Genomic DNA, 25147 nt, shown 5'->3' with positions numbered 1-25147 from the left:
TCGAAAACACTACTCTTTCATCAATCCCTTCGCATTTTCGGCGAGGAACTGCCCGAATGTCCTGGTGCCTTGCGTGTTGTGCCGTCGTGTGCATACGGGTTGGTCGCCTTCGCTTTCGCTTTCGCTGTTGGGTAAAGCGAATACATGAGGAAAGCTTCCGGCCAGTGCACTAGCGTGGGGGCCCATGATCGTATGGCTCAACGGCACCCACGGCGCGGGCAAGACGACGACCAGTGGGCTGGTGCAGCAACTGATCCCGGATTCGCGGGTGTTCGACGCCGAGAAGGTCGGCGAGACGCTCATGGACATCAAGCCGGGGCTGCCCGCGACGGACAACTTCCAGCACTGGCCGCCGTGGCGGCCGCTCGTGGTGGAGACTGCCCGCCGTGTGCTCGACTACACCGGCGGCACTCTGGTGGTGCCCATGACGGTCCTGGTCGAGGAGTACTGGCGCGAGATCAGCTCGGGACTGGAGCGGCACGCCGTCCCGGTACGGCACTTCGTGCTCCATGCCGACCAGGACACCCTTCGCGGCCGCATCGAGGGGGACACTCTGCTCGGCCCCTCGCCCTTCCGGCTGCGGTATCTCGAGCCCTACGCCGAGGCGGCCCGCACATGGCTGCACGCCGAGGCCGAGGTCGTCGACACCACGTACCTCACGCCCGCCGAGGCCGCCCGGCGGATCGCGGAGGCCGTCAGCGGCTGAGGCCCGCGCGCCGCGCGTCGGGGAGGTCCTGGTCGACCCAGACCACCTTGCCGCCGGGGACGGGACGGGAGCCCCACTTGCGGGACAGGCTGGTGACGAGGGACAGGCCGCGGCCGTGCTCGTCCGTGGTGCATGCCTGGCGCGGGCGCGGAATGCACGGCCCGGCGTCGGACACCTCGCACGTGAGGACCTGGTGCCGGATGAGCCGCAGCTCGATGTGCCCGGAGGTGTGGCGAATCGCATTGGTGACGAGTTCGCTGACGATCAGTTTCGTCGCGTCCTCGAGATCCTCGAGGCCCCACTCCGCGAGCTGACGTGCCGCGAGGTCCCGGGCGCTGCGCACGGCCGACCGGTCACTGGGCAGCGCCGTGGAGAGCACCCGGCTCGGGCTGAGCGATCCGGTCCTGACGAGGAGGAGCGTCACGTCGTCGCCCGGCGTCCGGCCGGGCACGCTCCGCGTTGCGTTGTCGCAAAGGTCCTCCAGGGTCCGGCCCGGTTGCGCGAGGGCGGTGCCGAGCCGGTGCATCCCCTCGTCGATGTCGTGGCCGCCGGCTTCGATCAGGCCGTCGGTGTAGAGGGCGAGGAGGCTTCCCTCCTCCAGTTCCAGTTCCACGGACTCGAATGGTTCGCCCGGGCCGGTACCCAGAGGTGCCCCGGTGGGCAGGTCGGGATACGAGAAGCGCCCCTGAGGGTCGACGACCACGGGCGGCGGGTGCCCCGCCGATGCCATGGTGCAGCGGCGGGTGGACGGGTCGTAGACGGCGTACAGGCAGGTGGCGACGCCCCCCACCGGTGTGGCCCCGTCCCGGGGATCGCCGTCCTGTTCGGTCAGCCGCCGCACCGTGTCGTCGAGGTGGGCCAGCAGTTCCTCCGGCGGCAGTTCCATGCCCGAGAGGGTGTGGACGGCGGTACGGAGCCGGCCCATGGCCGCCGCGGCCTGAAGACCGTGCCCCACCACATCGCCGACGACCAGCGCCACCCGGGCGCCCGACAGCGGGATCACGTCGAACCAGTCGCCACCCACACCGTGGTCCACGTCCGCGGGCAGATAGCGCGACGCCACGTCGACCGCCGTGCCACCCGTCAAGTGGCGTGGCAGCAGGTGGCGTTGGAGCGTGAGGGCGAGGGTGTGGCGACTGGCGTACCGGCGGGCGGCGTCCAGCGTCCGGGCGGTCCGGCCGACGAGTTCCTCGGCCAGCAGCAGATCGACATGGTCGAAGGGCGCGGGATCCGTCGTGCGGACGAACAGTGCGACGCCCAGCAGGGTGTGCCGGCCCTGGATGGGCACGACCATGATCGAGTGCATGCCGTGGTCGCGGCCCCTGTGCGCCAGGTCCGGCACGTCGTCGGCCCATGTGCCGGCAGCGGTGGCCAGGACCGGTTGTATGTGCGACTTCCCGGCACGCACGGCCGCGGTGAAGGGCGAATCGGCCGGCACCTCGATCAACTCGCCTCGCGCCCAAGGGGATTCCGGCACGCCGTGGCGGAGGGAAGCCAGCCCTGCCCGCCGGAACGTGGGGAGCTTGCCGACCGGGGCGACGCCGGGCGGGGGCTCCTCCCCGAACGAGACCGAGTGCTCCAGGTCCACGGCGACGTAGTCGGCGAGCAGGGGCACGGCGAGGTCGGCCAGCTCCTGGCCCGCCTGCATCGTGTCGAGGGTGCTGCCCAGTCGCGCGCTGGCCCGGCTGAGGACGGCGAGCCGGTCGCGGACCTGCCGACTCGCGGCGACGTCGGCGCTGATCACACACAGCCCCAGCGATTCGCCGTCGGCGCCCTGGAGGCACTGGAACGAGGCCGCGTACTGGGAGCCCGAGCCCCCGCAGGTCTCCTCCCGAGTCCGGTACTCGTGGATCCTGGCGTCACTGCCCTGGACGACCTGCCGCATCACCGCCTCGATCGCCTCGGCATTGGCACCGGGCACGGCTTCGGTGAACCGGCTTCCGAGCCGCCGGTCGGGGGAGACCCCGTCGTGGCTCTCGGCGATGTCGTTCACATAGGTGCAGCGCAGGTGACGGTCGCGAATACCGACAGCGATCGGTGCGCGGGCCAGGAGCGGCCCGCGCACCGTTCCGTCCACGGCGTCCCCGGACAATGGCACGGTCTCGGTCATGGACGCGAGCCACCGGGCTGTCCCCTTCTGCCCGCGCACCATCGTGATCCGCACGCTGACGTCTAGCACACGGCCGTCCCGATGGCGCAGGGCCGTCGTCCCTGACCAGCCGTTCTCGGCACGGCAGCGCTCGACGAAGGCCGCGGTCGTTGTCGCTTCCGTGAAGGACGGCAGGACGAGTGCCGCGGACCGGCCGACGACGTCCCCGGCGGAGTACCCGACGAGCTGTTCGGCGGGGTGGGTCCACGCGGCGACTGTCCCTCGCTCGTCGAGCAGCGCGATGGCCGTGTCGAAGTCGTCGGACGCGCTCAACTGCTTACCGAGTGTCACTGCGTCGCGGCTGCTCATCATGGTCATCGAGTGCTGCCCTCGGAGGTCTGGGGAGGTGTCGGCGGTATGACGGCGGATGGTTGTCCGCCTTTGCCCCGAAAGACCGGAGAGTGGTTGCTTTTGTGACAGCTTCGGGGGTGGGTGCCGCACGCTTGGGTGGAGCCGGCCCGCCGCCGGCCGTCCCGTGGCTCACCGGGCGCGTGTGCTCTGCTGCGCCCATGGCGACCGGCTTCGGCTGCACCGCGGGGCTGATCAAGGACGTCACCGGACGCCTTCCCGACGGTCTCGGCGCGCCGTACGCCGCCGCCGGGCCCGGAGCCCCCTGCCGCGGCCGTCCTCAGGCGCGATTGCGGCCGAGGCTCGCACCGCCGTCGACGCGCAGGGTCTGGCCGGTGATGAAGCCCGCCCTGTCGGAGAGCAGGAAGGCGATCGCGGCCGCGAGCTCCTCCGGGCGCCCCAGCCGCCCCATGGGCACGGTCGCCAGGTAGCGGGCGGCCGAGACCGACCCGGGCGGGTTGGTCTCCTGGAACAGCTCGGTCTCGGTGGGGCCGGGCGCGACGGCGTTCACGGTGATCCCCCGCGCGGCCAGCTCGCCGGCCCACCCCCGCGTCAGGAACTCCAGCGCGCCCTTGGCCGCACCGTACGAGGTGCGATCGGGCAGGCCCAGGGTGACCAGACTGGTGATGTTGACGACGCGGCCCCACGATCGTTCGGTCATCCCGGGGAGGGCGGCCTGCACGATCTGGACCGCGGTGCGCACATTCAGGTCGAGCACCGCGTCGAGGTCGGGCAGCCCGACCTTCCCGATGGGCGCGGGCCGCACCGCGGCCACATTGTTGACCACGCCGTCGACCGGTCCCGTACCCAGCACCTCCTCCAGGACCCGATCGGTGACCGCGCGGTCGGCGAGGTCCGCCTCGTGGAACTCGCCGGGAAAGGAGCGCGGCGCGCTGCGGGCGATGCCCACCGGGGTGTGGCCCTCTTCGGCCAGCTGCTCGGCGAGGGCCCGGCCGATGCCTTTGGAGGCGCCCGTGATGAGAAAACGCCTGCGGGTCATGGGGTCACTCCCTTGCTGGGCCGGTCCGCCACGTGTTCGCGAACAGGACGGGGGCCTCGCCCTCGAAAAGCGCTGTTCATGGCACTATGTGACAAATATCAGGTTTGCTGACTGTCGATCGTAGGTGATCGACCCCGGTCGCGAGGGCTGCCGGCGCCGACCCCGTGGCGCGCCGCCGGAGGGACCCGGTCCCCGCGCGCGGGGAGGAACGCGCGGGGACCGGACGGTGATGCGTCAGCCGCGGCTGACGGTGATGTCGTACGTGCCGCCGGGAACGGTGAGCTGGGCGTAGCCGCCGGCGATGGTGCCCTGGTAGGCGGTGCAGCTGCCTGCCGTGCACACGGTCCGGCCGTTCACGGTGACCGCGGCGCGGTCACCGACGGGGACGGAGATCGTTCCGCCGGTGGTCTCCGGGGTCTCGGCGTGGAGGGTGAACCACTCGGTCTTGGTGTTGGACTGCCACTGCACCGCGACGTCGCCGAACTTCGTCGGTACCGAGCCCTGGGCCCACTTCAGGTCTCCGGTGTGGGGTTTGATGTTCCAGGTGGCGTAGCCGGGGTCGACCGGGCTGACGCCGAGGACCTGTTCGGTGAGCTGGACGGTCGGGGAGGCGGCCCAGCCGTGGGCGAGGCTGGCGGTGGCGCGGTTGACGCCGCCGTTGCTGTTCTTGAACTCCCAGAATCCCCCGGTGTACAGCGGATTGTCCTCGTCGACCATCGGCCCCCAGGTGCGGCGCATCAGGTCGAAAGCGCCGTCCGCGTCGCCGACGGTGAAGCGGCCCGCGGTCTCCATGCCGTTGCCGAAGGGCTCGATGGTGTGGCCCGTCGGGTCGAGCAGACCGGGGCCCATGATGGCGCCGTACGGGGTCCAGAGCGTCTTGAGCGCGTTGAGGACGCTGGCTTGCCGGTCGGCGGGGACGAAGCCGTACTGCAGGGCGAGGGAGTTGGCGTCCTCGACCAGCACGTCGGGGTGGGTGCTGCTCTGTCCGTAGGCGCCCAGCTGCGGGTTCCACAGCCTGGCGTTGACGGCCTGCTTGATCGCCTCGGCCTTGGCGTCGTCGGCGACCGCATTGGCGGCGGAGCCGATCTGCCGCTCGAGCCAGGCCATCTCCTTGAGCAGGATGTAGTAGTCGATGCTGTACTTGGTGACCTCGCCGGTCTGACTGGCCTGCCAGAAGTCGCGGTCGTTCGACGCCACGAGGTTGTTCGCCGTCAGGGACCGGTCGTTGTAGGCGAGTTCGGCCCGCAGGGCGGGCAGGGCCTTGACGGCGTAGCCCCGGTCCGCGGTGTACCGGTAGTAGTCGATGACGGCGCGTGCGCCGTAGCCGGAGTAGTTGTTGGAGTAGAACAGCGGCGAGCCGGCCGGGTTCCGGCCCTTGCTGAAGTCGGGCGAGCCGGGGATGGCTCCGTCCGCTCGTTGGGTGGCGAGCAGCACGTCGAGCGAGGACTTCACGTAGCCGGCGCCCAGGTCGCCGAGGGTGCTCATCGCGGTGGGGCCCTGGACGAGGAGGTCGCCGGTCCAGATGCTGCGGTCCCGCTTGGCGCCGTCGTAGATCCGCTGGTCCAGCAGACCGTTGAGGCCGGCCGGCTTCAGGTTCAGCTGCAGCGTGTAGGCGCCGGAGTACCACATCTTGTTGAGCTCGTCGTCGCTGGACAGGAACCAGCCCTTGTAGTCCGCGGGGGTGGCCCGGACGCCCTGGAAGTCCACACCGGCGGCCGAGAGGGAGATGCTGCCCGGCGAGGTCAGGGTGAGCAGTACGAAGCGGAAGCCGCCGTGGTAGCTGCCGGAGACCCGGCCGGTCGCCGTGGGCTGCAGGGTGTCGATGCCGCCGACGCCCGCCAGGCTGCGGGACTCATCAGAACTGGGCGCGCCCGGCGCGGACGTCGCGGGTGCTTGCGCCGGCAGGCCGGCGGTCAGCGCGGGGGTGAACGAGACGGTTCGCGCCGTGGTGTTGAACGCGGTGATGGTGCGGGTCTGGGCGCTCGCACCGGTGCCGAAGGTGATCGTGTTGCCGACTTCCAGGTTCGCCGCCGAGGCGACGGTCACCTGTGTGGCGCCGGTGGCTGCCGCTGTGGAGAGGCTGGTGGCGGCGCGGGTGCGGATGTACTGGCGGGCCTCGGAGGTGGCCAGCGAGAGCGTGGGGGAGCCGCTGAGCGCGGTGACGTCGAACCAGGGGGCGCCCGCGACGTCCTTGCCGAAGTCCAGCAGCACCGACGCGGGTGCGCCGCCGGCGACCGTCGTCAGGGTCGTCGCCTGTCCCTTCCCCTTGACCAGGGTGTTGAGGTGGGAGACGGTGCCCCGGCTCTCGACGTCGACCGGGGGCACCTGGGCGGTGGCCGGCCCCAGGACGTAGGAGTGCCAGGCAGGGTCCTGGGGTGCCGCGGCCTCGGCCTGCACGGCGACGGAACCCATGGCGGCGAGCAGTGCCACGGCGACGGTCAGCCGCTGGTGCCCGCGGCTGCCCGACTCGTTTCTGAATCGTTTCATTATCATGGTGCGAACTCCCTGGGAAGGAAAGGGTACGGAGGTGGGGCGAACCGGCCGGGACGCCTCGGGCGCCGGCCGGTGGTCTGTCAGGTGCCGGACGTGTAGGCGGCGTCCATGGCTTGGAGGACCTTGTCCGGGGTGGACTGGTCGCTGAAGATCTCCTGGAGGCCGCTGAGCATGGTCTGCTGCACCTTGGGATGGGGCCAGAGCTGGTCCATGAAGGGCACGGTGCGGTCGTCGCCGAGGAAGGCGGAGAGCTCGGTCAGCGACGGGTCGGGGGTGAAGCCGGTGTCCGCCAAAGCCGGAAGGCCGCCCTGCTCCGTGACGAAGAGGTTCATGCCCTGCGGTGACATCACGAAGTCGACGAACTTCACCGCGAGGTCCTTGTTCCTGGCCTTGGCGTTGACACCGTAGCCCGCGCCCGCCGCGGCGGGCATGAGGAACTGCGAGGGCGTGTCGGTGGCCGGCAGCGCCTTGAGGGTGAACTTCCCCTGCGGGTTCTTGCCCTTGAGCAGCGCGATGACCCAGTTGCCCTGCACGATGCCGAGCGTCCTGCCCGTGGCGGCGAGTTCCTGGCTCGCCTCGTAACTGGTGCCCAGCGGGTTCTTCTGGAAGCAGCCCGCCTTGTCCATCTGCTGGTACTTGGCCATGGCGGTGATCCACGGCGAGTTCGCGAAAGTGGCCTGGCCGGCCTGCATCTTCTGGTCGAAGTCGGGGTCGGGGCCGTAGACGGTGGTGGCGGCCAGGGCGTAGAGCACGAGCTGGGTGACCCAGTTGTCCTGGATACCGAGGGCGAACGCGGGGGTTCCCTTGGCCTTCGCGTCGTTGCAGAAGTCCAGGAGTTCGGTCCAGGTGCCGGGCGCGGTGAGACCTGCCCTGTCCAGTGCGTCCTGGTTGTACACGGCGCCGATGCCGTTGAGACCGAAGACCCCGTTGTAGGTCTTCCCCTCGTACTGGGAGACGGACTTGACCGCGTCGGGCAGCTTGGCGGCCCACGGCCGTCCCGAGAGGTCGAGGAGGTATCCCGGCTTGGCCAGGACGTAGGTGGCCGCGGGGTTGCCGTTGCCCGGCCAGACCGACATCACATCCGGTGCGGTGCCGGATGCGAGCTTGGTGCGGTTCTGCTGCTGGTACTGGTCGGCGCCGCTGGTGGTGTAGCGCACGTCAACGCCGGGGTTGGCCTTCTCGAAGGCCTTGACGACGTCCTCGATGGATCCCTGGTCGACCGAGGCAAGGGTCAAGGTGGTAGAGGAGTTCCCGCCTGCGGCATTGGTGCCGCCACTGCAGGCGGCCAGCAGGCCGGCAGCCGTCAGTGCCGCCAGCAGCGCGCACGATCTGGGTCTGTTCATGGTGTCTCCCGCGGGGAAGGGGCGGCGATCACGAGGGGACCGGCCAAGTCGGTTCCGGGGCGGCGGCGCTGACGGCGTAGTGGCCGGACGCCAGCCGTACGGCGGCTCCTGCCGAGTGCGGTTCGACGGCGAGTACGCCGGGCCGGCCGGCCGCGGGCGCTCCGTCTTCCTGGACGCTGCCGGGGTCGGACGTGGGCATGTGCAGCGTGGCGGTGGCGCCGGGAGGCACGGTGCACGTCACGGTCAGCAGCCCGTCGGCCAGGTGCCATCCGCACGCGACGAACCCACGGGCGGTCTCCTGTTCGGCACGGGCCCAGGTGAGGCGGCCGCCCGGCAGCGGACGCAGGAGCAGTTCGCCGTAGGCGACCGACGAGGGCGCCTGGTCGATGCCGGCGACCCGGCCGAACAGCCAGTCGCCGACGCTGCCCAGGCTGTAGTGGTTGAAGGAGTTCATCGCGGCGGACTGGAAGCCGCCGTGGGCGGTCCATCCGTCCCAGCGCTCCCAGATCGTGGTGGCGCCGTGCCGGACCGAGTGCCCCCACGACGGGTACTCCTCCTGGTGCAGGAGGGCGTACGCGAGATCGGCCCGGCCGTGATCGGCCAGGACCGGGCAGAGCAGGGCGGTACCGATGAACCCGGTGGTCAAAGTGGTGTTCCGCTTCTCGATGTCGGCGGCCAGGTGGCCGACCGCGGCCCTCACGAGCCGCTGCGGCAGCAGCCCGAAGCCCAGGGCCAGCAGGTAGCCGGTCTGGGTCCCTCCCTCGACGCTGCCGTCGTCGTGGACGTATGACTCGATGAACGCGGCACGGACGGCGGCGTGCAGTTCCCGGAACCGTGCCGCTTCCCGCGAACGCCCCAGGACCTCCGCGGCGTCGGCCACGATCCCGGCGCTGCGGGCGAAGTACGCGGTCGACAGCACGTCCCGCGGGGTGGTGACCGCGATCTGCAGCCAGTCTCCGTAGGAGTTGCCGGTCCGGTGCCGCCAGCGCAGGTCGGGGTTGTGCCGGCGGATGTGCTCCACCCATGCGGCCATCGCATCGAAGGAGCGCTCCAGGGTGCGCCGGTCGCCGTAGGTGCGCCACAAGTGCCAGGGAATGATCACCGCGCCGTCGCCCCAGGCAGGCGCCGCCTCGCGGTCCAGCGTCATGACGGGGGCGACGTCGCGGAAGGCGCCGTCGGCGCCCTGGCCGTCGCGTACGTCGTGCAGCCAGCGGGCGAAGAAGGCGGAGACGTCGGCGTTGCGGCTCGCCGTCGGGGCGAAGATCTGCGCGTCGGCGAGCCAGCCGAGGCGCTCGTCGCGCTGCGGGCAGTCCGTGGGGACGGCGAGGAAGTTGCCGCGCTGACCCCAGGCGATGTTGGACTGCAGCCGGCCGACTGTGGGATCGGAGCACTCGAAGTGCCCGGTCCAGGGAGTGTCGTTGTGCAGCACCCGGGCCACCACGTCGTCGGCCGCGAGGTGTCCGGGGTAGTGGTCGACCTCGGCGTACCGGAAGCCGTGGACGGTGAACTGCGGCTCGAACACCTCGGTGCCCGCGCCGCCGGTGACGCAGACGTCGGTGGCCCGGGCCCGGCGCAGGTTGTCCAGGTGCAGCTCGCCGCCGTCCAGGACTTCCGCGTGGCGCAGGACGATGCGCCTGCCCGGCTCGGCGTCGCGGACGGTCAGGCGGATCCGGCCGACGAGGTTCTGCCCGAAGTCCACGATCCACCGGCCGTGGCCACGGTGATGCACGGCGATCGCCGGCTTCTCCTGGGTGACGCGTATCGGGTGGTCGGGTTCGGCGACCAGTGGGCCGGGCTCGGTGTCGAGGACGGCGGCGGGGGAGAAGCCCAGGGGCTCCGGGCCCGGCGCGTCCCAACCGGGCGTGCTGCGGCGGGCGTCGACGGTCTGTCCCATGAGCAGATCGGCGGCGCGGATCTCGCCCGGCCGCTCGGTCCATTCCGGGTCGGTGGCGACCACCTGTCGGGAGCCGTCGGCGAAGTCGAGCACCAATTGGGCCAGGAAGGCGGGGCGTTCGCCGTAGTGCTGTGCCGCGCGCCGCGGGTCGAAGCCGACGTATCCGCTCCACCAGCCGTCGGCAACGACGGCGGCCAGGACGTTGGGGCCCTCGGTGACCAGGCCCGTGACGTCGTAGGTCTGGTACTGGAGCCGCCGGTGGTATTCGGTCCAGCCGGGCGAGAGTTCGGCGTCGCCGACCCGGGCGCCGTTCAGCCGCGGCTCGTACACGCCGCGCGCGGTGGCGTACAGGCGGGCCCGCAGCGGACGGCCGGGTGCCCGGAAGGCGCGGCGCAGTTGCAGGGGCGGTGACTGGAGTGCCGAGTTCTCCGGGTCGTCGTTCTCGGGCGGGTCGAAGGCCGGAAGGTCGACCACGTCCCGGCCCACCCATTGGGCCGTCCAGTCGTCCGGGTGCAGCAGGCCCGTTTCGAACCAGGACTGCGCACTGCCTCCGCGGGCACCGGTCTCGTCCCAGACCTCCACGCGCCAGTGGTAGCGCGTGGCGGAGGTCAGGACCGGGCCGTCCCAGCCGATCAGCAGGGTGTCGGACGATGTGCGGCGGCCGGTGTCCCAGAGCAGGAGGCTCGGGGCGTCCAGATCCGAGGGGCGCCTCGCGACGGTGATGCGGTAGGCGCTCTGGGCGGCAGCGCGGCGTCGGCTGCGGAGCCTCCAGGACAGTCGCGGGTGCCGCTCTCCCGTCCCGAGGGGTTCGGTGCGCTGCTCCGTCTGCGGCGCGTAGGGGGTGAGGAGCGAGGGGTTCACGGCGTGGGTCATCCCTTCAGCCCTCCGGCGAAGCCGCTGATGATGCTGCGTTGCAGCGCGAAGTAGAGGGCGAGGACCGGCACGATGCCGATCGCCAGGGCGGCGAAGACAAGGTTCCAGTCGGTGACGTACTGGCCGACGAATCCGGCGATCGCCACGGGCAGGGTCTGCTGGGTGCTGCCGCTGAGGTACAGCAGCGGTGTGAAGAAGTCGTTCCACACCGCGACGGCGTTGAGGACCAGCGCGGTCACGGTGATGGGTTTGAGCAGGGGCAGCACCACAAGGCGAAAGCACTGCACCGGTGTGCAGCCGTCGATGAGTGCGGCGTCCTCGAACTCGCGGGGCAGGGCGCGCAGGAACCCGGTGTAGAGGAAGGTGGTGAAGGGTACCTGCAAGCCGGAGTAGAAGAGGATCAGGGCCCAGGGAGTGCCCAGCAGACGCAGGTCGCGCATCGTCTGATAGAGCGGCAGCGCGGCGAGTTGGAAGGGCAGGACCAGCCCGAGCATCACCAGCCGGAACAGTCCGCGCGACCAGCGCGCGGTCGACCGGGCCAGCGGATACGCGGCGAACGACGACAAGGCCAGGACGACGGCCACGCTGCCGGCGGTGACCAGCACGCTGTTGAACAGCGCGCCGCCCAGGCCGCCTTGCCGCCAGGCCTGGATGAAGTTGTCGACGGTGGGCGAGGCCGTCGGGCGGATCGGCGAGGAGTTGTCCGACACCGGCCGGACAGCCAGGTTGACCAGGACGTAGACCGGGAAGGCGACCACCAGGGCAACGGCGATCATGACCAGTTCCAGCGCCAGGGTGCGCTTGCGGTAGCGGTTCACGAGGCGGCCCTCTCGCCGCGGGCCAGCACGAGGTACTGACCGGTCGACGCCACCGCCACGATGAGCGTGAGGACGACCGCGAGGGCGATGCTGTATCCGAACTCGCCGAGGGTGAAGGCGTCCTTGTAGATGAGCGTGGACAGTGTGTCGGTGGCGTGGCCCGGGCCGCCGCCGGTCAGGGCGTAGACCTGGTCGAAGAGCTTGATCCCGCCGATGACCGACAGCATCAGGTTGATGGTGAAGGCCGGGGCCAGCAGCGGGCGGGTGATCGACCAGAACCGGCGAACCGGGCCGGCGCCGTCGATGTCGGCGGCCTCGTGGACCTCCTTCGGCACCGACTGCAGCCCGGCGAGGAAGATGACCATGGAGTATCCGCCGAACTGCCACACGACGACGCCCACGACCGACCACAGGGCCAGTTGCGGGTCACCGAGCCAGTCCTGTCCGTGGGAGCCCAGGCCGACCGCGCCGAGCAGGCTGTTGACCGCGCCGTCCGGGCCGAGCAGGTTGCGCCACAGGTAGGCGGTCACGATCGGTGTGATCACGGCGGGCGCGAAGAGCAGGACCCGGAGCACGTTGCGCGACGCGATGAGGCTGTTGACCCCGAGCGCCAGCAGGAGCCCGAACGCGTTCTGGACGACCGTGATCGACACCGCGATCAGCAGCGTGTGCCAGATGGCCTGCACCGCGTCCGGGTCGTGCGCAAGGCCGGTGAAGTTGGCCGGCCCGACGAACGAGAAGTCCGGGCCGAGACCGTCCCAGTCGGTGAAGGCGTAGTACACGCCCCGGGCGCTCGGCACGAGGACGACGAAGGCGAACAGCACCATCGCGGGGGCGGCGAACCACCAGGGTGAAGCGGCGTGACGCCGGACCCGCGGGCCGCCGACGCGGCGCCCCGGGGCGGCGGGGGCCGGTGGCGACAGCTGATCGCGCGAGGCTGTGGACACGGGCGTCACCCCCCTTCTTAAACGTTTCAAATCGATGGGTAACGTTCCCCAAAAGGTGTGACAGACCCTAGGGAGGACCGCGGCGCAACGTCAAGACGTCGGACGCGACACGGAGCCGTTTCGGAGACCCGGGCTTGCTCAGTTCCACTACGAGCTGCCGAAACGCCGTGGTGGGCGGTACGGTTCGGCGACGGGGAAGCGCCTGAGGGGTCGTTCGCACGACGGGCAACGTTTCCCGCCTCACGTCCTGGAGGGAGACGAATGGAACCGCCCGCGCAGTCCAAGCGCGTCACGATCGTCGACGTCGCGCGGCATGCCCAGGTGTCCACGACCGCGGTGTCCAAGGTGTTGCGCAACGCGTACGGGACCAGCCCCCAGATGCGTGCGAGGGTCCGTCAGGCGATAGACGACCTGGGATACCGTCCCTACGCCGGGGCCCGGGGCATGCGCGGCCAGACCTACACGGTCGGGGTGATGCTGCCCGACATCCGCAACCCGTTCTTCCCCGAGATCCTCGACGGGATCACCGACGCCCTGTGGGACACCGAGTACCAGGTCCTCATGGCGCCGGGACGCAACGGCGAAGCGGCCGAAGCCAAGGTGACCGAGGCCATGATCGACCGCGGGATGGACGGCATGATCCTGGTCGCCCCCGTCTCGTCGCGGTCCCACCTCGAACGCGTCGCCGGCATCGTGCCGACCGTGGTGGTCGGGCGGCACGGCCAGTCCGCCGCGTACGACACCGTCTCCGACGACGACTTGGCCGGAGCCGCGCTCGTCGTCGACCACCTCGCCGATCTCGGGCACCGCCGCATCGCGCACATCGAGCACGACGAGACCGATCCGCGCCGCATCGAGGAGATGCCCAACGCCATCCGGGCCGCCGGCTACCGGCAGGCCATGCGGGCCCGCGGCCTCGAGGACGAGATCGACATCGTCTCCACCACCTACACCCAGCAGGGCGGTTACCTGGGCGCACAGCAACTGCTCTCCAGGTCGCCGCGGCCCACCGCCGTCTTCGCCGGCGCGGACATCGTCGCCATGGGTGTACTGCAGGCCGTCTCGGAAGCAGGCCTCCAGGTGCCCGAGGACATCTCCATCGCGGGGTACGACAACACCAACTTCGCCGCCCTGGGCCCCATCTCCCTCACCAGCGTCGACCAGGCCGGCCGGCACATCGGCGTCAGCGCGGCCCAACTCCTCATCGACCGCATCGCCGACCGGACCCGCCCCACCGCTCAGATCAAGTTCTCTCCCGGCCTCGTGCCGCGCCGCACCACCGCCCCGCCGTCCCACTGACGGCCGGCGGTCACCCGTCCTCGCCCGCGTGCGCGAGCAGTTCCTCGGGCGACCAGGCCAGGCGTCCGTCCGCGAAGTCGGCCAGCACGCCGCGGACCCATGCCAGTTCCGCGGCCGCCATCGTGTGCACGTACCCCAGCTCCAGCGTCGCGATCCGCGGCAGCCCGCTGTCCGCTTCCCGGGCGAGGTCGGCCCCGTGCCGGGCGACGGCCGCCTCCAGGGCCTCGGCGCGGCGGCTCAGGGCATCGCGGAGCGCCTGCGGCGTCAGCATCATCAGCAGCGACAGCGCGGCGGGGAACTCGGGGAACTCCTGCTTCGGCGTGGAGAGCATCTCGTCCAGCCAGCGGTGTGCCGTCTCGCTGCCCGCGTCGGTGACCTCGTAGACCGTGCGCTCCGGGTACTGCGCGTCCCGGCCGGTCTCGCGGACGGCGATCAGTCCGGCGCCGAGCAGCCGGTCCATGGTCCGGTACAGGCCGGCGCGCTGGCCGACGTTGACGACCTGGTCCTTGCCCCACTCCTTCAGCAGGCGCTGGATGCCGTAGGGGTGCAGCGGCTTGTAGTGCAGCAGGGCCAGGACGGTGAGGGCGAGGGGGGAACTCCGGGGCGCTGTACTCATGGTTCGATGCTACCCACGGTCGAACTAGTTGACTAGCGACTAGTTGCAGTGCAACTATCAATCCATGACGAACTCGACTGGCACGACGAACGGCAAGGCCCGCTCCGCACTGGTCATCGGCGGCGGTGTCGCCGGCCCGGTCACCGCGATGGCGCTGCATCAGGCGGGCATCGAGGCGACGGTCTTCGAGGCGTACGACGGCCCGGCCGACGAGGTCGGCGGCGGCATGGGCCTCGCGCCCAACGGATTCCAGGCGTTCGACGCGATCGGGGTGGGCGACGCGATCCGCGCGGTCAGCACCGAGATGAACGGCATCGTGCTGCAGAGCTGGAACGGCAAGAAGCTTGCCGAGTTCGGCACGCTGCCCGGAATCGACCCCACGCGCTTCGTGATCCGCGCGGAGCTGTTCCGCACCCTGCGCGAGGCGGCCGAGGAGCGGGGCGTGACCACCGTCTACGGCAAGCGCATCGTCGACGCGAGCGAGGACGCCGGCGGTGTCACCGCGCACTTCGAGGACGGCACCACGGCGAAGGCGGACGTACTGATCGGCGCGGACGGACTGCGCTCCACGGTCCGCCGCCTGATCGACCCGGCCGCCTCCGCCCCGCAGTTCGCCGGCACCGCGGGGTTCGGCGCGATGGTCGCCGACGCGGGCGTCGCGCCCACCGACGGCAAGATGCACATGACCTTCGGCAAGCGCTGCTTCTTCGCCTGGCAGGTCCTCGCCGACGGCACGGGCATCTGGTTCATCAACCTGCCGGTGCCGCAACCGCTCTCGGTCAACGAGCAGCGCGAACGCGGCGGCGCCTACTGGCTCGGGCACCTGGCGGAGCTCTGCGACGGCGACGCCACCCCGGCCGGGCCGCTGCTCGCGGCCACCGACCCCAAGACGATGCTCTTCGCCGGCAGCACCGAGAACATGCCGCGGTCGGTGCGCTGGAGCCGCGGCCGGATGGTCCTCACCGGGGACGCGGCCCACGCGCCCTCCTCCAGCTCCGGCCAGGGCGCCTCGCTCGCCGCGGAGAGCGCCGTCGAACTCGCCCGCTGCCTGCGCGACCTGCCCCTGCCCGAGGCACTGACCCGCTACGAGGACCTGCGCCGGCCCCGGGTCGAGCGCATCATCAAGGAGACCGCGCGCACCAACGCCCGCAAGGCCGCGGGCCCGGTCGCCCGGGTGGTCCGTGACGCGCTGCTGCCGACGATGTTCAAGCTCATGAAGCCCGAGAAGAACGCCTGGCAGTTCCAGTACCCGATCGACTTCCACGCCCCGGTGGCGTGACGCCGGGCGGCGTCGGCCCCGAGCCAGGACGCATCGGCATGCAGAAGGACCCGAGGCGGGGGCGCGCGACCGGCGAAAATCGCGTGACCCCGCCAGGGGCACCGGCGACACTGACGCCGTGACCGGCTCCGCACCGCCCCGACTGCTTCGACCGCGTGCCCTGAAGCCCGGAGACCTCGTGGTCATCGCATCGCTGTCCGGCCCGCTGCCGGCCGCGTACGAGCCCAACGTCGAGCAGGCGGTGGGTGTCCTCGAGCGGATGGGATTCCGCGTCCGTCGGGCTCCGCTGCTGGAAGCAGGGCAGCACCATTGGTGGAGCGCGGCCACCCCGGCGGAGATCGCCGAGGAGCTCAACGGTCTTCTGCGTGATCCCGAGGTGCGCGCGATCGTCGCGAGCGACGGCGGCCAGACGGCGCTCGGCTATCTCGACCTGATCGACGTCGAGGCGGTCATGGCGGACCCCAAGCCGATCCTCGGCTACAGCGACATCTCGCTGCTTCATCTGGTGCTCCATGCCCGCACGGGTCTGGTCGGCTTCCACGCCGACATGGCCGTCCCCGGCTTCGGCGGGCACTGGCAGTCCGCGCCCATGGCGCGCCGGGCGGAACTCGCTGGGCTCTACTCCACGTTGCTGACCAGCACCGCGGCGATCGGTACGCTGCCAGCGAGCCCGTCCTGGGAGTGCTGGCGCCCCGGTCGTGTCGAAGGCCGGCTCATCGGCGGGGTGATCAACCGCATCGTGCTGGCGCAGGCGACGCGTTGGGCACTGCCGCTCGAACGGTTCGACGGCGCCGTGCTCTTCTGGGAGGAGATGGGCGGCCTGGCATCGTACGTGTGGAGCTACCTACAGGTGCTGCGCCACTCCGGCATCCTCGATCGAATCGCCGGCATGGTCGTCGGTGTTCCGCGCGGGATCAGTGGCCTCGAGCCCGGCGCGTCCCCGACCCTGTCCGAGATAGTCCTCGACGTCCTCGGTGACCGCGACATCCCGGTCCTGGGCAACGTCGAGTTCGGGCATGCCGGCCCGAATCTGCCGATGCCTGTCGGCATCCGCGTCCGACTCGACGCGCGGCAGCGGACGTTGTCACTGCTCGAACCGGCGGTGCGGCCGCGCGCGACGACGGGACGGGCCGGCTGAGCGTAGGGGGTACCGCATCAGAGCTCGTGGTCCTCGGCCAGTTCCTCCCAGGGAAGGTCGCGCAGCGCGGGATCCGTTTCCTCGCCCGACGGGACATCCGGGGTGGGCTGGAACCAGGCCACGGTGAGAGCGGAGCGGTTCAGCACCGGGTCGAGCTCGGGATCGACCGGTGTCGAGCGGAATACGCCGATGCAGGCCACGGCCGGCAGCACCTCAACAGGGCCGAAGGCGCCTGCCGCACTCTCCGGGTACTCAGGGGAGGGCGGAACAAGGTGGACCGGAGCGAAGGAGAAGGCACGCTCGGCTTGCCGCTGGAGGCCGCGGACCTGCATCTCGTTGATCGGCTTGCACGGGTAGCCCTCCAGCATCCCCTCATAGGTCGAGGACATCACCAGCTTGGTGAGCTCGATCGAACGACCGGACGAGAGGACTATCTGAGCCAGCGACATGCCGACACCCTATGTGCCTGATACGAGGTCGAGTTGGTACTCGTACGTCGTGTGCGTGGCCCGGTACCCGAGCAGGTCGTTGACGCGCCGGATGTACGGGTTGCTGTCGGCCGTGTCGGTCAGCAGGCCGCCGAGGCGGGGGTACCGCAGCCCGGCGTGGCGGATGGAGGCGGCCTTCATCCACAGGCTCAGGCCGCGGCCGCGGTGCGAGGGGAGGACCGCGGTTCCGTAGTGCCGTGCGTCGCCCTTGCCGTCGCCGGGGACAGCGAGTTCGGTGAAGCCGGCGATCGTTTCGTCGGCCACGTGGACGGCGACGACCGTGTGCAGCACGTCCCCGCGTTTCGCCACGGCGTCGACCGCGGCGCGTACGCGGCCGTGATTCCACGGCACGGCGCTGAAGTCGACCCCGCCGGTGGGGGTGTCGTTCATGGCGTGGCGTGACGCGACGAACGTCTCGGCCAAGTGGTCCGGGACCATGCCGTCCCAGGACGCCAGGCGATACCCCGGGTGCGGCTCCTCGGTGAAGCGGGTCAGGGCGGCGGGGTCCGCCACGGGGAGGGGCAGGCGGGCGGAGGTCAGCGCGAGCACCCTGCGGAAGTCACGGGCGGTCAGCAGCCGTTCGCTCCGGGAGTCGGCTCTGACGTGGCTGATCACGCGGCGGCGGCCGTGCTTGCGGGCGGCGGAAAGGGCCGGCTCCAGCAGGAGCATGCCGGTCTCCTCGCACTGCTCCTGGGCGTGGACGTGGAGTTGCAGATCGGCGAGCTGCTCCTGCCCGGTCCGTGTGAACAGGCGCAGGAAGGCCGTACCGAGGGGCATGCCGTCGTCGTCGGAGGCCAGCCACACCAGGCGGTGACTGGTGGCGGTCGCGTGGGGGTCGGTCAGCGCGGTGACATGGACGGGCATGGTGTCTCCGGAGATGAGGGGGGCTGCCGGCACGCGGGCCGGCGGCGCTTCAGCGTTCGGCGTTCGCGGCGTCCCGCAGCTTGCGCCACGTGCGGCCGACGGCCCCCAGGCCCACCCCGGGCCTCCGCGGATCCGGTCTCCCAGGCGCGGGCCGCCTCGACGAGGGTTTCCGGCGCGGCGTGTCCGGCAGTTCCCGTCAGCGGGTGTGCCTGCTGTGCCCGTGCCGCCGCGCGCACGTCCTGCGCGCTGACGGCCCCGAGCCTGGCCCGGTAGTGGGTGAGCAGTGCCTCGCAGGCGTCGGCGATCGCGGGCTCGCCCAGCGGCAGTGCCGGGAGGTCGAGGCCCTCGGTCACCAGCCGTTCCAGTGCCGACCGGAGGTCCCTCAGACCGATGTCGCGGACCGTCAGCGACAGGTGGGCCGACAGCCCGGCGGCTCCCACGGCCCGGTGGGCGAAACCCCGCGGTACGTACAGCACGTCGCCGGGAGCCAGGACGCCGCGCAGCAGCCGCGGGGAGTGCTCGTCGTCGGCGAGTTCCCCGGGGGCCCAGTCGGGTCCGGCCGGCGCGTCGTGGACATACCAGGTCTTGCGTCCGGCGACCTGGAGGACGAACACGTCGGCGTCGTCCCGGTGCACCGCCAGCCCCTGACCGCCGATCGGGGTGACGAAGAAGAACGCCTCGACCCGGCGGTCGAGTTCCCCGGACAGCCGGGCCACCAGCTCGCCCGTCGCGGGGTGCCACTGGTCGACGCGCCGCAGCAGCAGCGTCGCCCCGTCGCGCAGCAGGGAGAGGACCTTCGCCCGGTCGGCGAAGCCGTCGTACGTCGCGCCGTGCACCACGCGGGGCGCGGTGTACGCGGTGGGCGGGACGACGACCTTGTCGGAGCGCACCATCTCCAGGTACGGCGTACCCAGCAGCCCGCCGTCGAAGGCGGCGTCCAACTCGCCGAGGCCGAACGGCGCTACGACGTTCTGCGGCGTGAAGAACGCGGGCCCGCGCTGCCACCGCTCCCTGGTGAACGTCCCGACGTCGCCGACCCAGCCCGCCAGCGTGGACGAGGGCGTGCTCATAGGGCGGCACCCGCCTCGAACCTGACGGACAGCAGCGGGCGCAGCGGAACGTGCGTCCCCCGCTGTGCGCCGTGGATCGTGAGCCGGTGCTCCAGGGCGACGTCCAGCAGCCGTTCGGCCAGGGGCACGACCATGTGCCGCGCCCAGCAGCGCGCGCCGTCGAAGCCGAAGGGCATGAACCCCGGGGTCCTCTCGGGCTCGTCCACCCCTGACCATCGCTGGGGCCGGAACACCAGCGGGTCCGTCCAGTACTCCGGGTCGCGGTGCATCAGCAGCGGGAAGAGCGCGATGTCGTCCCGCGGGCCGATGGCGGGGTGCAGCCCCGCATAGGCGTCGCCGCCGGTACGGAAGAGCATCCACGCGGGCGGCAGGAGGCGAAGGGTCTCCCACAGCACCGCGGTGCGGCCGCACCGGGCGACCTCCTCCGGGTCCGCGCGGTTCATGAGCCACAGGGCGTTCGTCGCCAGCGCGGCGACACCGTCGCTGAGCGTGGCGGAGGCGCGGCGGTACAGCGCGACGGCCTGCCGCTTGTCCTGGGTGTCCGGCGCGGTCCGGATCTGCCGGGCCAGAGCCGTGCCTCCGTTGTCGGCGCCCGGCCAGGCAGTGGCGGCCCGGTCGGCGATCCGGGACAGCGTGTCGGAACGGGTGACGCCGCGCTTGGACAGCAGCGAGACCGGCAGCGGGTCCGAAGAGAACAGCCATTGCCGCAGATACGCGGTGGCGGCGTCGGGCCACGGGCCGGACAGCCGGTGCGCCGGGGGAGTGGGAGCCTGGAGCGCCGCGATGACGTCCTGCCCGAGCGCACGAATCGTCCGCGTCGCGCTGTCGTGGTCGATGTCCGCGCCCGCGGCGGGCTTGAACACCGAGCGCTCCGAGGCCAGAACGGGCCGCGCGGCGACGACGGCGGAGATCAGCTGCACGTCGGACACGCCCACTGTCGTCGCGTCGATCCGGAAGACTTTTTCCTTTCTCGCCAGCAGCTCCTGAATCTGCGGCGCGTACACGACCGAATGGTCGCGGGCCGCAGTGGTCATCGTTTTTTCCACGAGAAATCCGCTTCCTTGTGGGTGGGGTGGCGAGGGGAATGCGTTCCCCACGAAAAGCAGAGAACTCGGGGCCGGTCGGCAAATGTGCGTCCGACATGGCGCAGCCGGTGGCGGGCCGAACCCTGGATCGGCCCGCCACCGGCGGTGATGGATCAGATGACGTGGTAGGGCCACGCGTTGCGCGCCAGCTTCTCGGCCGGCTTCAGCTTCTTCACCATCGCCTGGATCATCTTCATGGCCACTCCTCTCCACGGTGCGTGCACGGTCAATTGACCGCGCTGGCACCGGCATTGACGTTCGATACCGAGACCGGTACCGAGCGGCTTCATTGAAGCCCACGCCTCAGCCGCAAGCGAGATCCCCTGACGATTCCCTGACGGGACGGGATCCCTTTCTTGACTCCGAACCGTTTCCGGCCCGTACGGGGGCCCTTCACCGCTCCGCCGACCGGACGCTTCTTGACGTCAACGGGTCCCGGGCTGTGCCGGGCTGGCCCACAGGGGCCGCTCGCCGGGGGCGAGGCCGTCCGGCGTCGGCGCCCGGGTCCGTCCGGCCGTCGCAGCGGGGGATGCCGGGGTGGCGGCCGGATCCGCGCGAGCGGAGCCTTGATCGTTCGGACGTTCGACGGTTGATGTATCGTGCACAGCCGTTGATCTTGCACAAACTTTGCTTTCCAAAGGGAACTTTTTTATGCGAATGAGCCGTCTTCTGACATCCGCTGCTGTGGCCGGAACGCTCACGTTCGGACTCGCGGCGTGCGGTGACGCCGCGCAGGACACGTCCTCGGCCGAGCCGGCGCAGAGCTCGGGCGCCAAGCCGGCGCAGAAGGAGGTCGCGCCGGCCGCACGGCTGCAGAACGCCGCGAAGGCGGTTCAGCAGCAGGCGTCCGCGAAGGTCTCCGTCGATTCCGTCGACCCGGCCGACGGCACCACCAAGGCCGAAGGCACGCTGAGCTGGAAGGCGGGTTCCGAGGGTGCCGAGTTGAGCATGGCACCCGGCTCCGACGCCGACCTCCAGGCCATGGCCGGCCCGGACGGCAAGGTGCACATGACCATGGCGAGCGGCCACGTGTACCTGCCGGTCGTGGGGGAGATGGCGGAAGCCGCAGGCGGCAAGAAGTGGCTGCAACTCGACGGATCCGCCGGGCAGGACAACCCGGCGAACGACCTGCCGCACGGCCCGGCCGCGGCGCTCGCCGCGCTGTCCACTGCCGCGGACCTCGCCAAGGCCGGTGAGGAGCAGGTGGCCGGCGCCGAGACCGCCCACTACACGGGCACCGTGGACATCAAGAAGCTCGCCGCGGACACCGCCGTCCTGAAGCTCATCTCCAAGGACGAACGCGACGCCTACGTCAAGGAACTGCACTCGACCGGCCTGAACGACACCGTCAAGATCGAGGCGTGGATCGGCGGCGACGACCTCGCCGTCAAGACGCTCGAAACCGGTACGACCGCCAAGGGCCCGTCCAAGGTGGCGATCACGTACTCGGGCTACGGCCGGACCGCCGCCATCGAGGCGCCCCCGGCCAAGGACGTCACCACGTTCGCCGAGATGCTGCAGAGCGCCGCCAAGGGCTGATCCTCACCCAGCGGTGGGTGCGCGGCGGGCGCACCCGCCGCCGGCATGCCGGCTCCGCGCGGCGGCGCGGCCCGTCGTGACGATCACTCGGGTGGCTACTGAACAGGCAGGGCGCGCCCCGCGAAGTGATTCTTGCTGAGGGCCCGCTGCCGTGCGGGGCGGTTCCCCACCCTCCCGGGGCAGGGCCGCCGGAGCGCGTCTTCTGCGCGGGTCCTCTTCCGTGGAGGTGATGTGGTGAAGCGCATATCCAGGTTCGCGGCGTCGGGTCGCCGCGGCTGGTCCTTGGCCGGGAGCGCGATCCTCGCGTCCGGCGTGGTGGCGGGTATGGCGTATGCGGGAAGCGGAAAGGGCACACCGGCGACTCTCGCCGTCGAGCAGAGCGCGGAGCGGAGTTCCGCGAGTCCGTGCCTCATGATCTCCAGCCCGCTCGGTCGCTGTCCGGACCGGCCCGACCGCCCGGGTCCATCCGGACCCCCCGGGCCCGCCGGACCTGCCGGGCCCGCCGGGCCGTCCGGCCCTCCCGGGTCTGCCGGCGCCGCGGGTCCGAGTGGTCCCGCCGGCCCTTCGGGTGCTCCGGGTGCGTCCGGTGCTGCGGGACCCGTGGGTCCTGCCGGTGCCGTGGGCCCGAGCGGTCCCCCCGGTCCTTCCGGCGCGCCGGGTCCGTCCGGTGCTGCGGGCCCGAGCGGCCCTCCCGGTCCGTCCGGTGCTGCGGGACCCTCCGGCCTTGCCGGTGCGAGGGGCCCGAGCGGCCCTGCCGGTCCGTCCGGTGCGGTGGGGCCGACCGGGCCTGCCGGTGCCACTGGACCGCGTGGGCTTACCGGACCGTCGGGACCCCCGGGTCTGTCCGGGATCCATGTCGTTTCCACGGAGTTCCCCGCGGATGGCAATCCACATACGTTCGGCTGCCCCGCGGGCGAAGCAGCCACCGGTGGTGGCACCACCGTCTTCGCTGCGACCCCGCAGGAAAGCCGGCCGTTCGGGGCACCGACCCCGACGGCCTGGACGGTGGGCGCCATTCCGGCGGGCCCCGCGCCGAACAGGTTGGTGGCCTATGTCATCTGTGCGCAGGTCGCGCCCTGACAAGTCTCCCCGTCCGGCCGGTGACCGACCGTGTCCGTCCGAGGCCTCCCTGCGTGGATGTGACCCGCATCACTCTTCTGGGACAATGAGAGGAGCACGATTGCACCCGGAGCTGTGGAGTGATCGCGTGACGATCACGGGGAGCGACTGGTGGACGCCTCGGACGAACTTCTGCGGAGGGCGGAAGCCTCGGCGCTGCTGTGCCCGGACGGTGTCGTTCGCTTCCTGAACGACCCGATGGCCAAAGCGCTCGGCAAGCCGGTGGACCGGATCGTGGGCCGTCGCATGTGGGATCTGGTCCCGGCGAGCCAGCGAAGCGCGGTCCACCGGCTCGTCGAGCACGCGAAGGACCAGCGGCTGGCGATGCGGGTGCTCGAGCTGCCCAAGCCCGGCAATGTGTCCGTGGTGACCCTCGTCGAGGCGCGGCTGACGGCCGCGGCCGGGGGCGAGCCCCTGGTGTGGCTGCACTCGCTCAACGTCCACCACGATCTGGGCAGTCTGCTCATCCCCTACGGGATGTCGGCGAAGGCCGCCGGCCTGGGGCTGTGCGCGTACCTGCCCGAGGTGGGGCAGATCGAGTGGATGGGAGGGGCGGACGCCGTCGGCGCGCTGATCCCGGACGGTTCGGTGTCGCTGCCGTGGGTGGTGCGCCATGTGCACCCCGGCGACTGGGGTGCCCTGCGGCGGCTCCTGGACTCGAACACCCACCCCTGGACGCCGCTGCGGTTCCGGAGCGCGTCCGGTGACTGGCACGACCTCGCCTGCCAGACGCGCAGGATCCAATTGGGGTTCGACGGACCGGAGCAGGTCTTCGGCACGATCCGCGACGACACCCGCCAGGAAGCCCTCCGCCAGGAGATGCTGGCCGCCGTGGGCGCGGAACGGCGCCGCGCGGACGGCATCCGCGAGTTCGCCTCGGCGCTCGTCACCGCGGCCACCGAGCAGGATCTGCAGCGGGTCGTGCTGACCCGGCTCGCCGCGACCTTCAACGGCGCCGGCGCCGCGCTCGCGCTCGTCGACGACCGGCACATCAAGCTCTGTACGGACGCGGGGCTGCCGGCCTGGCGGTCCGCGGCTCCCTCGCAGTACGTGTCGCTGGACGACCGGCTCCCCCTGGCCCGGGCGCTGCGTACGGGCACGCCGGTGTTCATCCCCGACCAGGACGAGTACCTCCGCCTCTCCTCTCCCGGCGACCCGGCTCTGCACTGGCCCGGGCCCGACTGCGCCGTGTCGATCACGCCCCTCGGGCCCGGCGGTGAGCGGCCGCTCGGGGCGTGGCTGGTGGCGTACGGGAAGGAGCACCACCCGACTCCCGACGAGCGTGCCTTCATGGTCACGCTGGCCGAGCTCGCGGGCCAGGCGCTGGAACGGATCCGGTCGCAGAAGGCCCGTGTCGATCTGGCCTCGGCGGTCCAGCGCACCATGCTGCCGAAACTGCCCGAGCGCCTGCCCGGCCTGGAGGTGGCTGCCCGCTACCGGCCCTGCAGTGCGGGCCTCGACGTCGGGGGCGACTGGTACGACGTCTTCGCCGTGGCGGACGGCACCGTGACCCTGGAGATCGGCGACGCCCAGGGGCACGACGCGGACGCGGCCGCCTGCATGGGACGGATATGCGGCTCCATGCGCGCGATCGCCTCCCACGAGTCCGCCCCCGGCACCGTGCTGGCGCGCACCAACGAACTGCTTGTGGAGATGGGCGCGTCACGGTTCGCCAGCTGCACGATTCTGCACATCGATCCCCGCGACGGGCAGGTGACGGGCGCCAGCGCAGGCCACGTACCCCTGCTGCGGGCGCACGACGACGGAAGCTTTGACATCCACCCGCTGCCCGTGGGGCCGGTGCTGGGCATCATGCCGGACGCCGACTACCCGCAGGAGATCTTCATCCTGGACGAGGACACCGCGCTCGTCCTGGTCACCGACGGCGTGGTCGAAGCGCCGGACCTCACACTCGACGACGGTCTGAAGCGCACCGGGACCCTTGCCGCACAGGCCCTCCGCGAGGGACTCAGCTGTGACGAGACCGCCGGCCGCATCCTCGACGACGCGATCGCGATGCACCGCCTCGACGACCTCGCCGTGCTGGTCGTCCGACGGGCGTGACGGTGCATCGCCGAC

General features: G+C 71.2%; 18 protein-coding genes. 6 read left to right on the top strand and 12 right to left on the bottom strand.

What is annotated here, in order from left to right:
* The first annotated feature begins 184 nt into the window (after positions 1–184).
* Positions 185–706, top strand: coding sequence for an AAA family ATPase (locus ACIP64_RS03790; RefSeq protein ID WP_401581397.1), 522 nt, complete (start codon positions 185–187; stop codon positions 704–706).
* Here the strand turns inward: ACIP64_RS03790 and ACIP64_RS03785 are convergent.
* From ACIP64_RS03785 to ACIP64_RS03755, 7 genes are all read right to left on the bottom strand, one after another.
* Positions 696–3173 carry a SpoIIE family protein phosphatase gene (locus tag ACIP64_RS03785; protein WP_401581395.1) on the bottom strand — a complete coding sequence of 826 codons (2478 nt, stop codon included), beginning with the start codon at positions 3171–3173 and terminating at the stop codon, positions 696–698. The genes ACIP64_RS03790 and ACIP64_RS03785 overlap by 11 nt on opposite strands.
* A gap of 310 nt (positions 3174–3483) precedes the next feature.
* The gene (locus ACIP64_RS03780) at positions 3484–4203 is read right to left on the bottom strand and encodes an SDR family oxidoreductase (RefSeq protein WP_401581392.1); all 720 of its coding nucleotides are present in this window, start codon (positions 4201–4203) and stop codon (positions 3484–3486) included.
* Between the two features lie 234 nt (positions 4204–4437).
* Entirely contained in the window at positions 4438–6690 is a 2253-nt protein-coding gene (locus tag ACIP64_RS03775) for an alpha-L-rhamnosidase C-terminal domain-containing protein (protein ID WP_401581389.1), read from the bottom strand.
* Positions 6691–6776: 86 nt separating this feature from the next.
* On the bottom strand, positions 6777–8039 hold the full coding sequence (locus ACIP64_RS03770) for an ABC transporter substrate-binding protein (protein ID WP_401581386.1): 1263 nt from the start codon (positions 8037–8039) through the stop codon (positions 6777–6779).
* 28 nt (positions 8040–8067) lie between these two features.
* On the bottom strand, positions 8068–10806 hold the full coding sequence (locus ACIP64_RS03765; RefSeq protein WP_401581384.1) for a family 78 glycoside hydrolase catalytic domain: 2739 nt from the start codon (positions 10804–10806) through the stop codon (positions 8068–8070).
* The gene (locus ACIP64_RS03760; RefSeq protein WP_401581381.1) at positions 10803–11624 is read right to left on the bottom strand and encodes a carbohydrate ABC transporter permease; all 822 of its coding nucleotides are present in this window, start codon (positions 11622–11624) and stop codon (positions 10803–10805) included. Before ACIP64_RS03760 ends, ACIP64_RS03765 begins: the two co-directional genes overlap by 4 nt.
* A complete protein-coding gene (locus ACIP64_RS03755; protein WP_401581378.1) occupies positions 11621–12571 on the bottom strand; it encodes a carbohydrate ABC transporter permease in 951 nt (316 codons plus the stop codon). The genes ACIP64_RS03760 and ACIP64_RS03755 overlap by 4 nt, the downstream gene beginning before the upstream one ends.
* Before the next feature lie 261 nt (positions 12572–12832).
* Between ACIP64_RS03755 and ACIP64_RS03750 the strand changes: the two genes are divergently transcribed.
* Positions 12833–13870 carry a LacI family DNA-binding transcriptional regulator gene (locus ACIP64_RS03750; protein WP_401581376.1) on the top strand — a complete coding sequence of 346 codons (1038 nt, stop codon included), beginning with the start codon at positions 12833–12835 and terminating at the stop codon, positions 13868–13870.
* Positions 13871–13880: 10 nt separating this feature from the next.
* Here ACIP64_RS03750 and ACIP64_RS03745 read toward each other — a convergent pair whose 3' ends face one another.
* Entirely contained in the window at positions 13881–14486 is a 606-nt protein-coding gene (locus tag ACIP64_RS03745) for a PadR family transcriptional regulator (protein ID WP_401581373.1), read from the bottom strand.
* Between the two features lie 64 nt (positions 14487–14550).
* Here ACIP64_RS03745 and ACIP64_RS03740 point away from each other — a divergent pair, with 64 nt between their 5' ends.
* Both ACIP64_RS03740 and ACIP64_RS03735 read left to right on the top strand, forming a co-directional pair.
* The gene (locus ACIP64_RS03740) at positions 14551–15765 is read left to right on the top strand and encodes an FAD-dependent oxidoreductase (RefSeq protein ID WP_401581370.1); all 1215 of its coding nucleotides are present in this window, start codon (positions 14551–14553) and stop codon (positions 15763–15765) included.
* Between the two features lie 118 nt (positions 15766–15883).
* Positions 15884–16903 (top strand): LD-carboxypeptidase, encoded by a 1020-nt coding sequence (locus ACIP64_RS03735; protein WP_401581368.1) that lies wholly within the window; start codon positions 15884–15886, stop codon positions 16901–16903.
* Between the two features lie 17 nt (positions 16904–16920).
* On the opposite strand, the gene ACIP64_RS03730 is transcribed toward ACIP64_RS03735, so the two are convergent.
* From ACIP64_RS03730 to ACIP64_RS03715, 4 genes are read right to left on the bottom strand one after another with little or no spacing between them, the layout of a single operon-like run.
* On the bottom strand, positions 16921–17352 hold the full coding sequence (locus tag ACIP64_RS03730; RefSeq protein ID WP_401581366.1) for a hypothetical protein: 432 nt from the start codon (positions 17350–17352) through the stop codon (positions 16921–16923).
* Between the two features lie 9 nt (positions 17353–17361).
* A complete protein-coding gene (locus ACIP64_RS03725; protein ID WP_401581364.1) occupies positions 17362–18255 on the bottom strand; it encodes a GNAT family N-acetyltransferase in 894 nt (297 codons plus the stop codon).
* Entirely contained in the window at positions 18231–19325 is a 1095-nt protein-coding gene (locus ACIP64_RS03720) for a JmjC domain-containing protein (protein WP_401581361.1), read from the bottom strand. The genes ACIP64_RS03725 and ACIP64_RS03720 overlap by 25 nt, the downstream gene beginning before the upstream one ends.
* Complete coding sequence (locus ACIP64_RS03715) at positions 19322–20359, bottom strand: cytochrome P450 (RefSeq protein WP_401581358.1); 1038 nt, start codon at positions 20357–20359, stop codon at positions 19322–19324. Before ACIP64_RS03715 ends, ACIP64_RS03720 begins: the two co-directional genes overlap by 4 nt.
* Before the next feature lie 708 nt (positions 20360–21067).
* Between ACIP64_RS03715 and ACIP64_RS03710 the strand changes: the two genes are divergently transcribed.
* Both ACIP64_RS03710 and ACIP64_RS03705 read left to right on the top strand, forming a co-directional pair.
* The gene (locus ACIP64_RS03710) at positions 21068–21949 is read left to right on the top strand and encodes a hypothetical protein (RefSeq protein WP_401581355.1); all 882 of its coding nucleotides are present in this window, start codon (positions 21068–21070) and stop codon (positions 21947–21949) included.
* 1230 nt (positions 21950–23179) lie between these two features.
* Positions 23180–25132, top strand: coding sequence for a SpoIIE family protein phosphatase (locus ACIP64_RS03705; protein ID WP_401581352.1), 1953 nt, complete (start codon positions 23180–23182; stop codon positions 25130–25132).
* Positions 25133–25147: the final 15 nt, after the last annotated feature.

Origin of the sequence: Streptomyces sp. NPDC088733 (assembly GCF_044751185.1) — a bacterium.
GTDB lineage: Bacteria > Actinomycetota > Actinomycetes > Streptomycetales > Streptomycetaceae > Actinacidiphila.
This window is presented reverse-complemented; position numbering and strand designations above follow the sequence as displayed.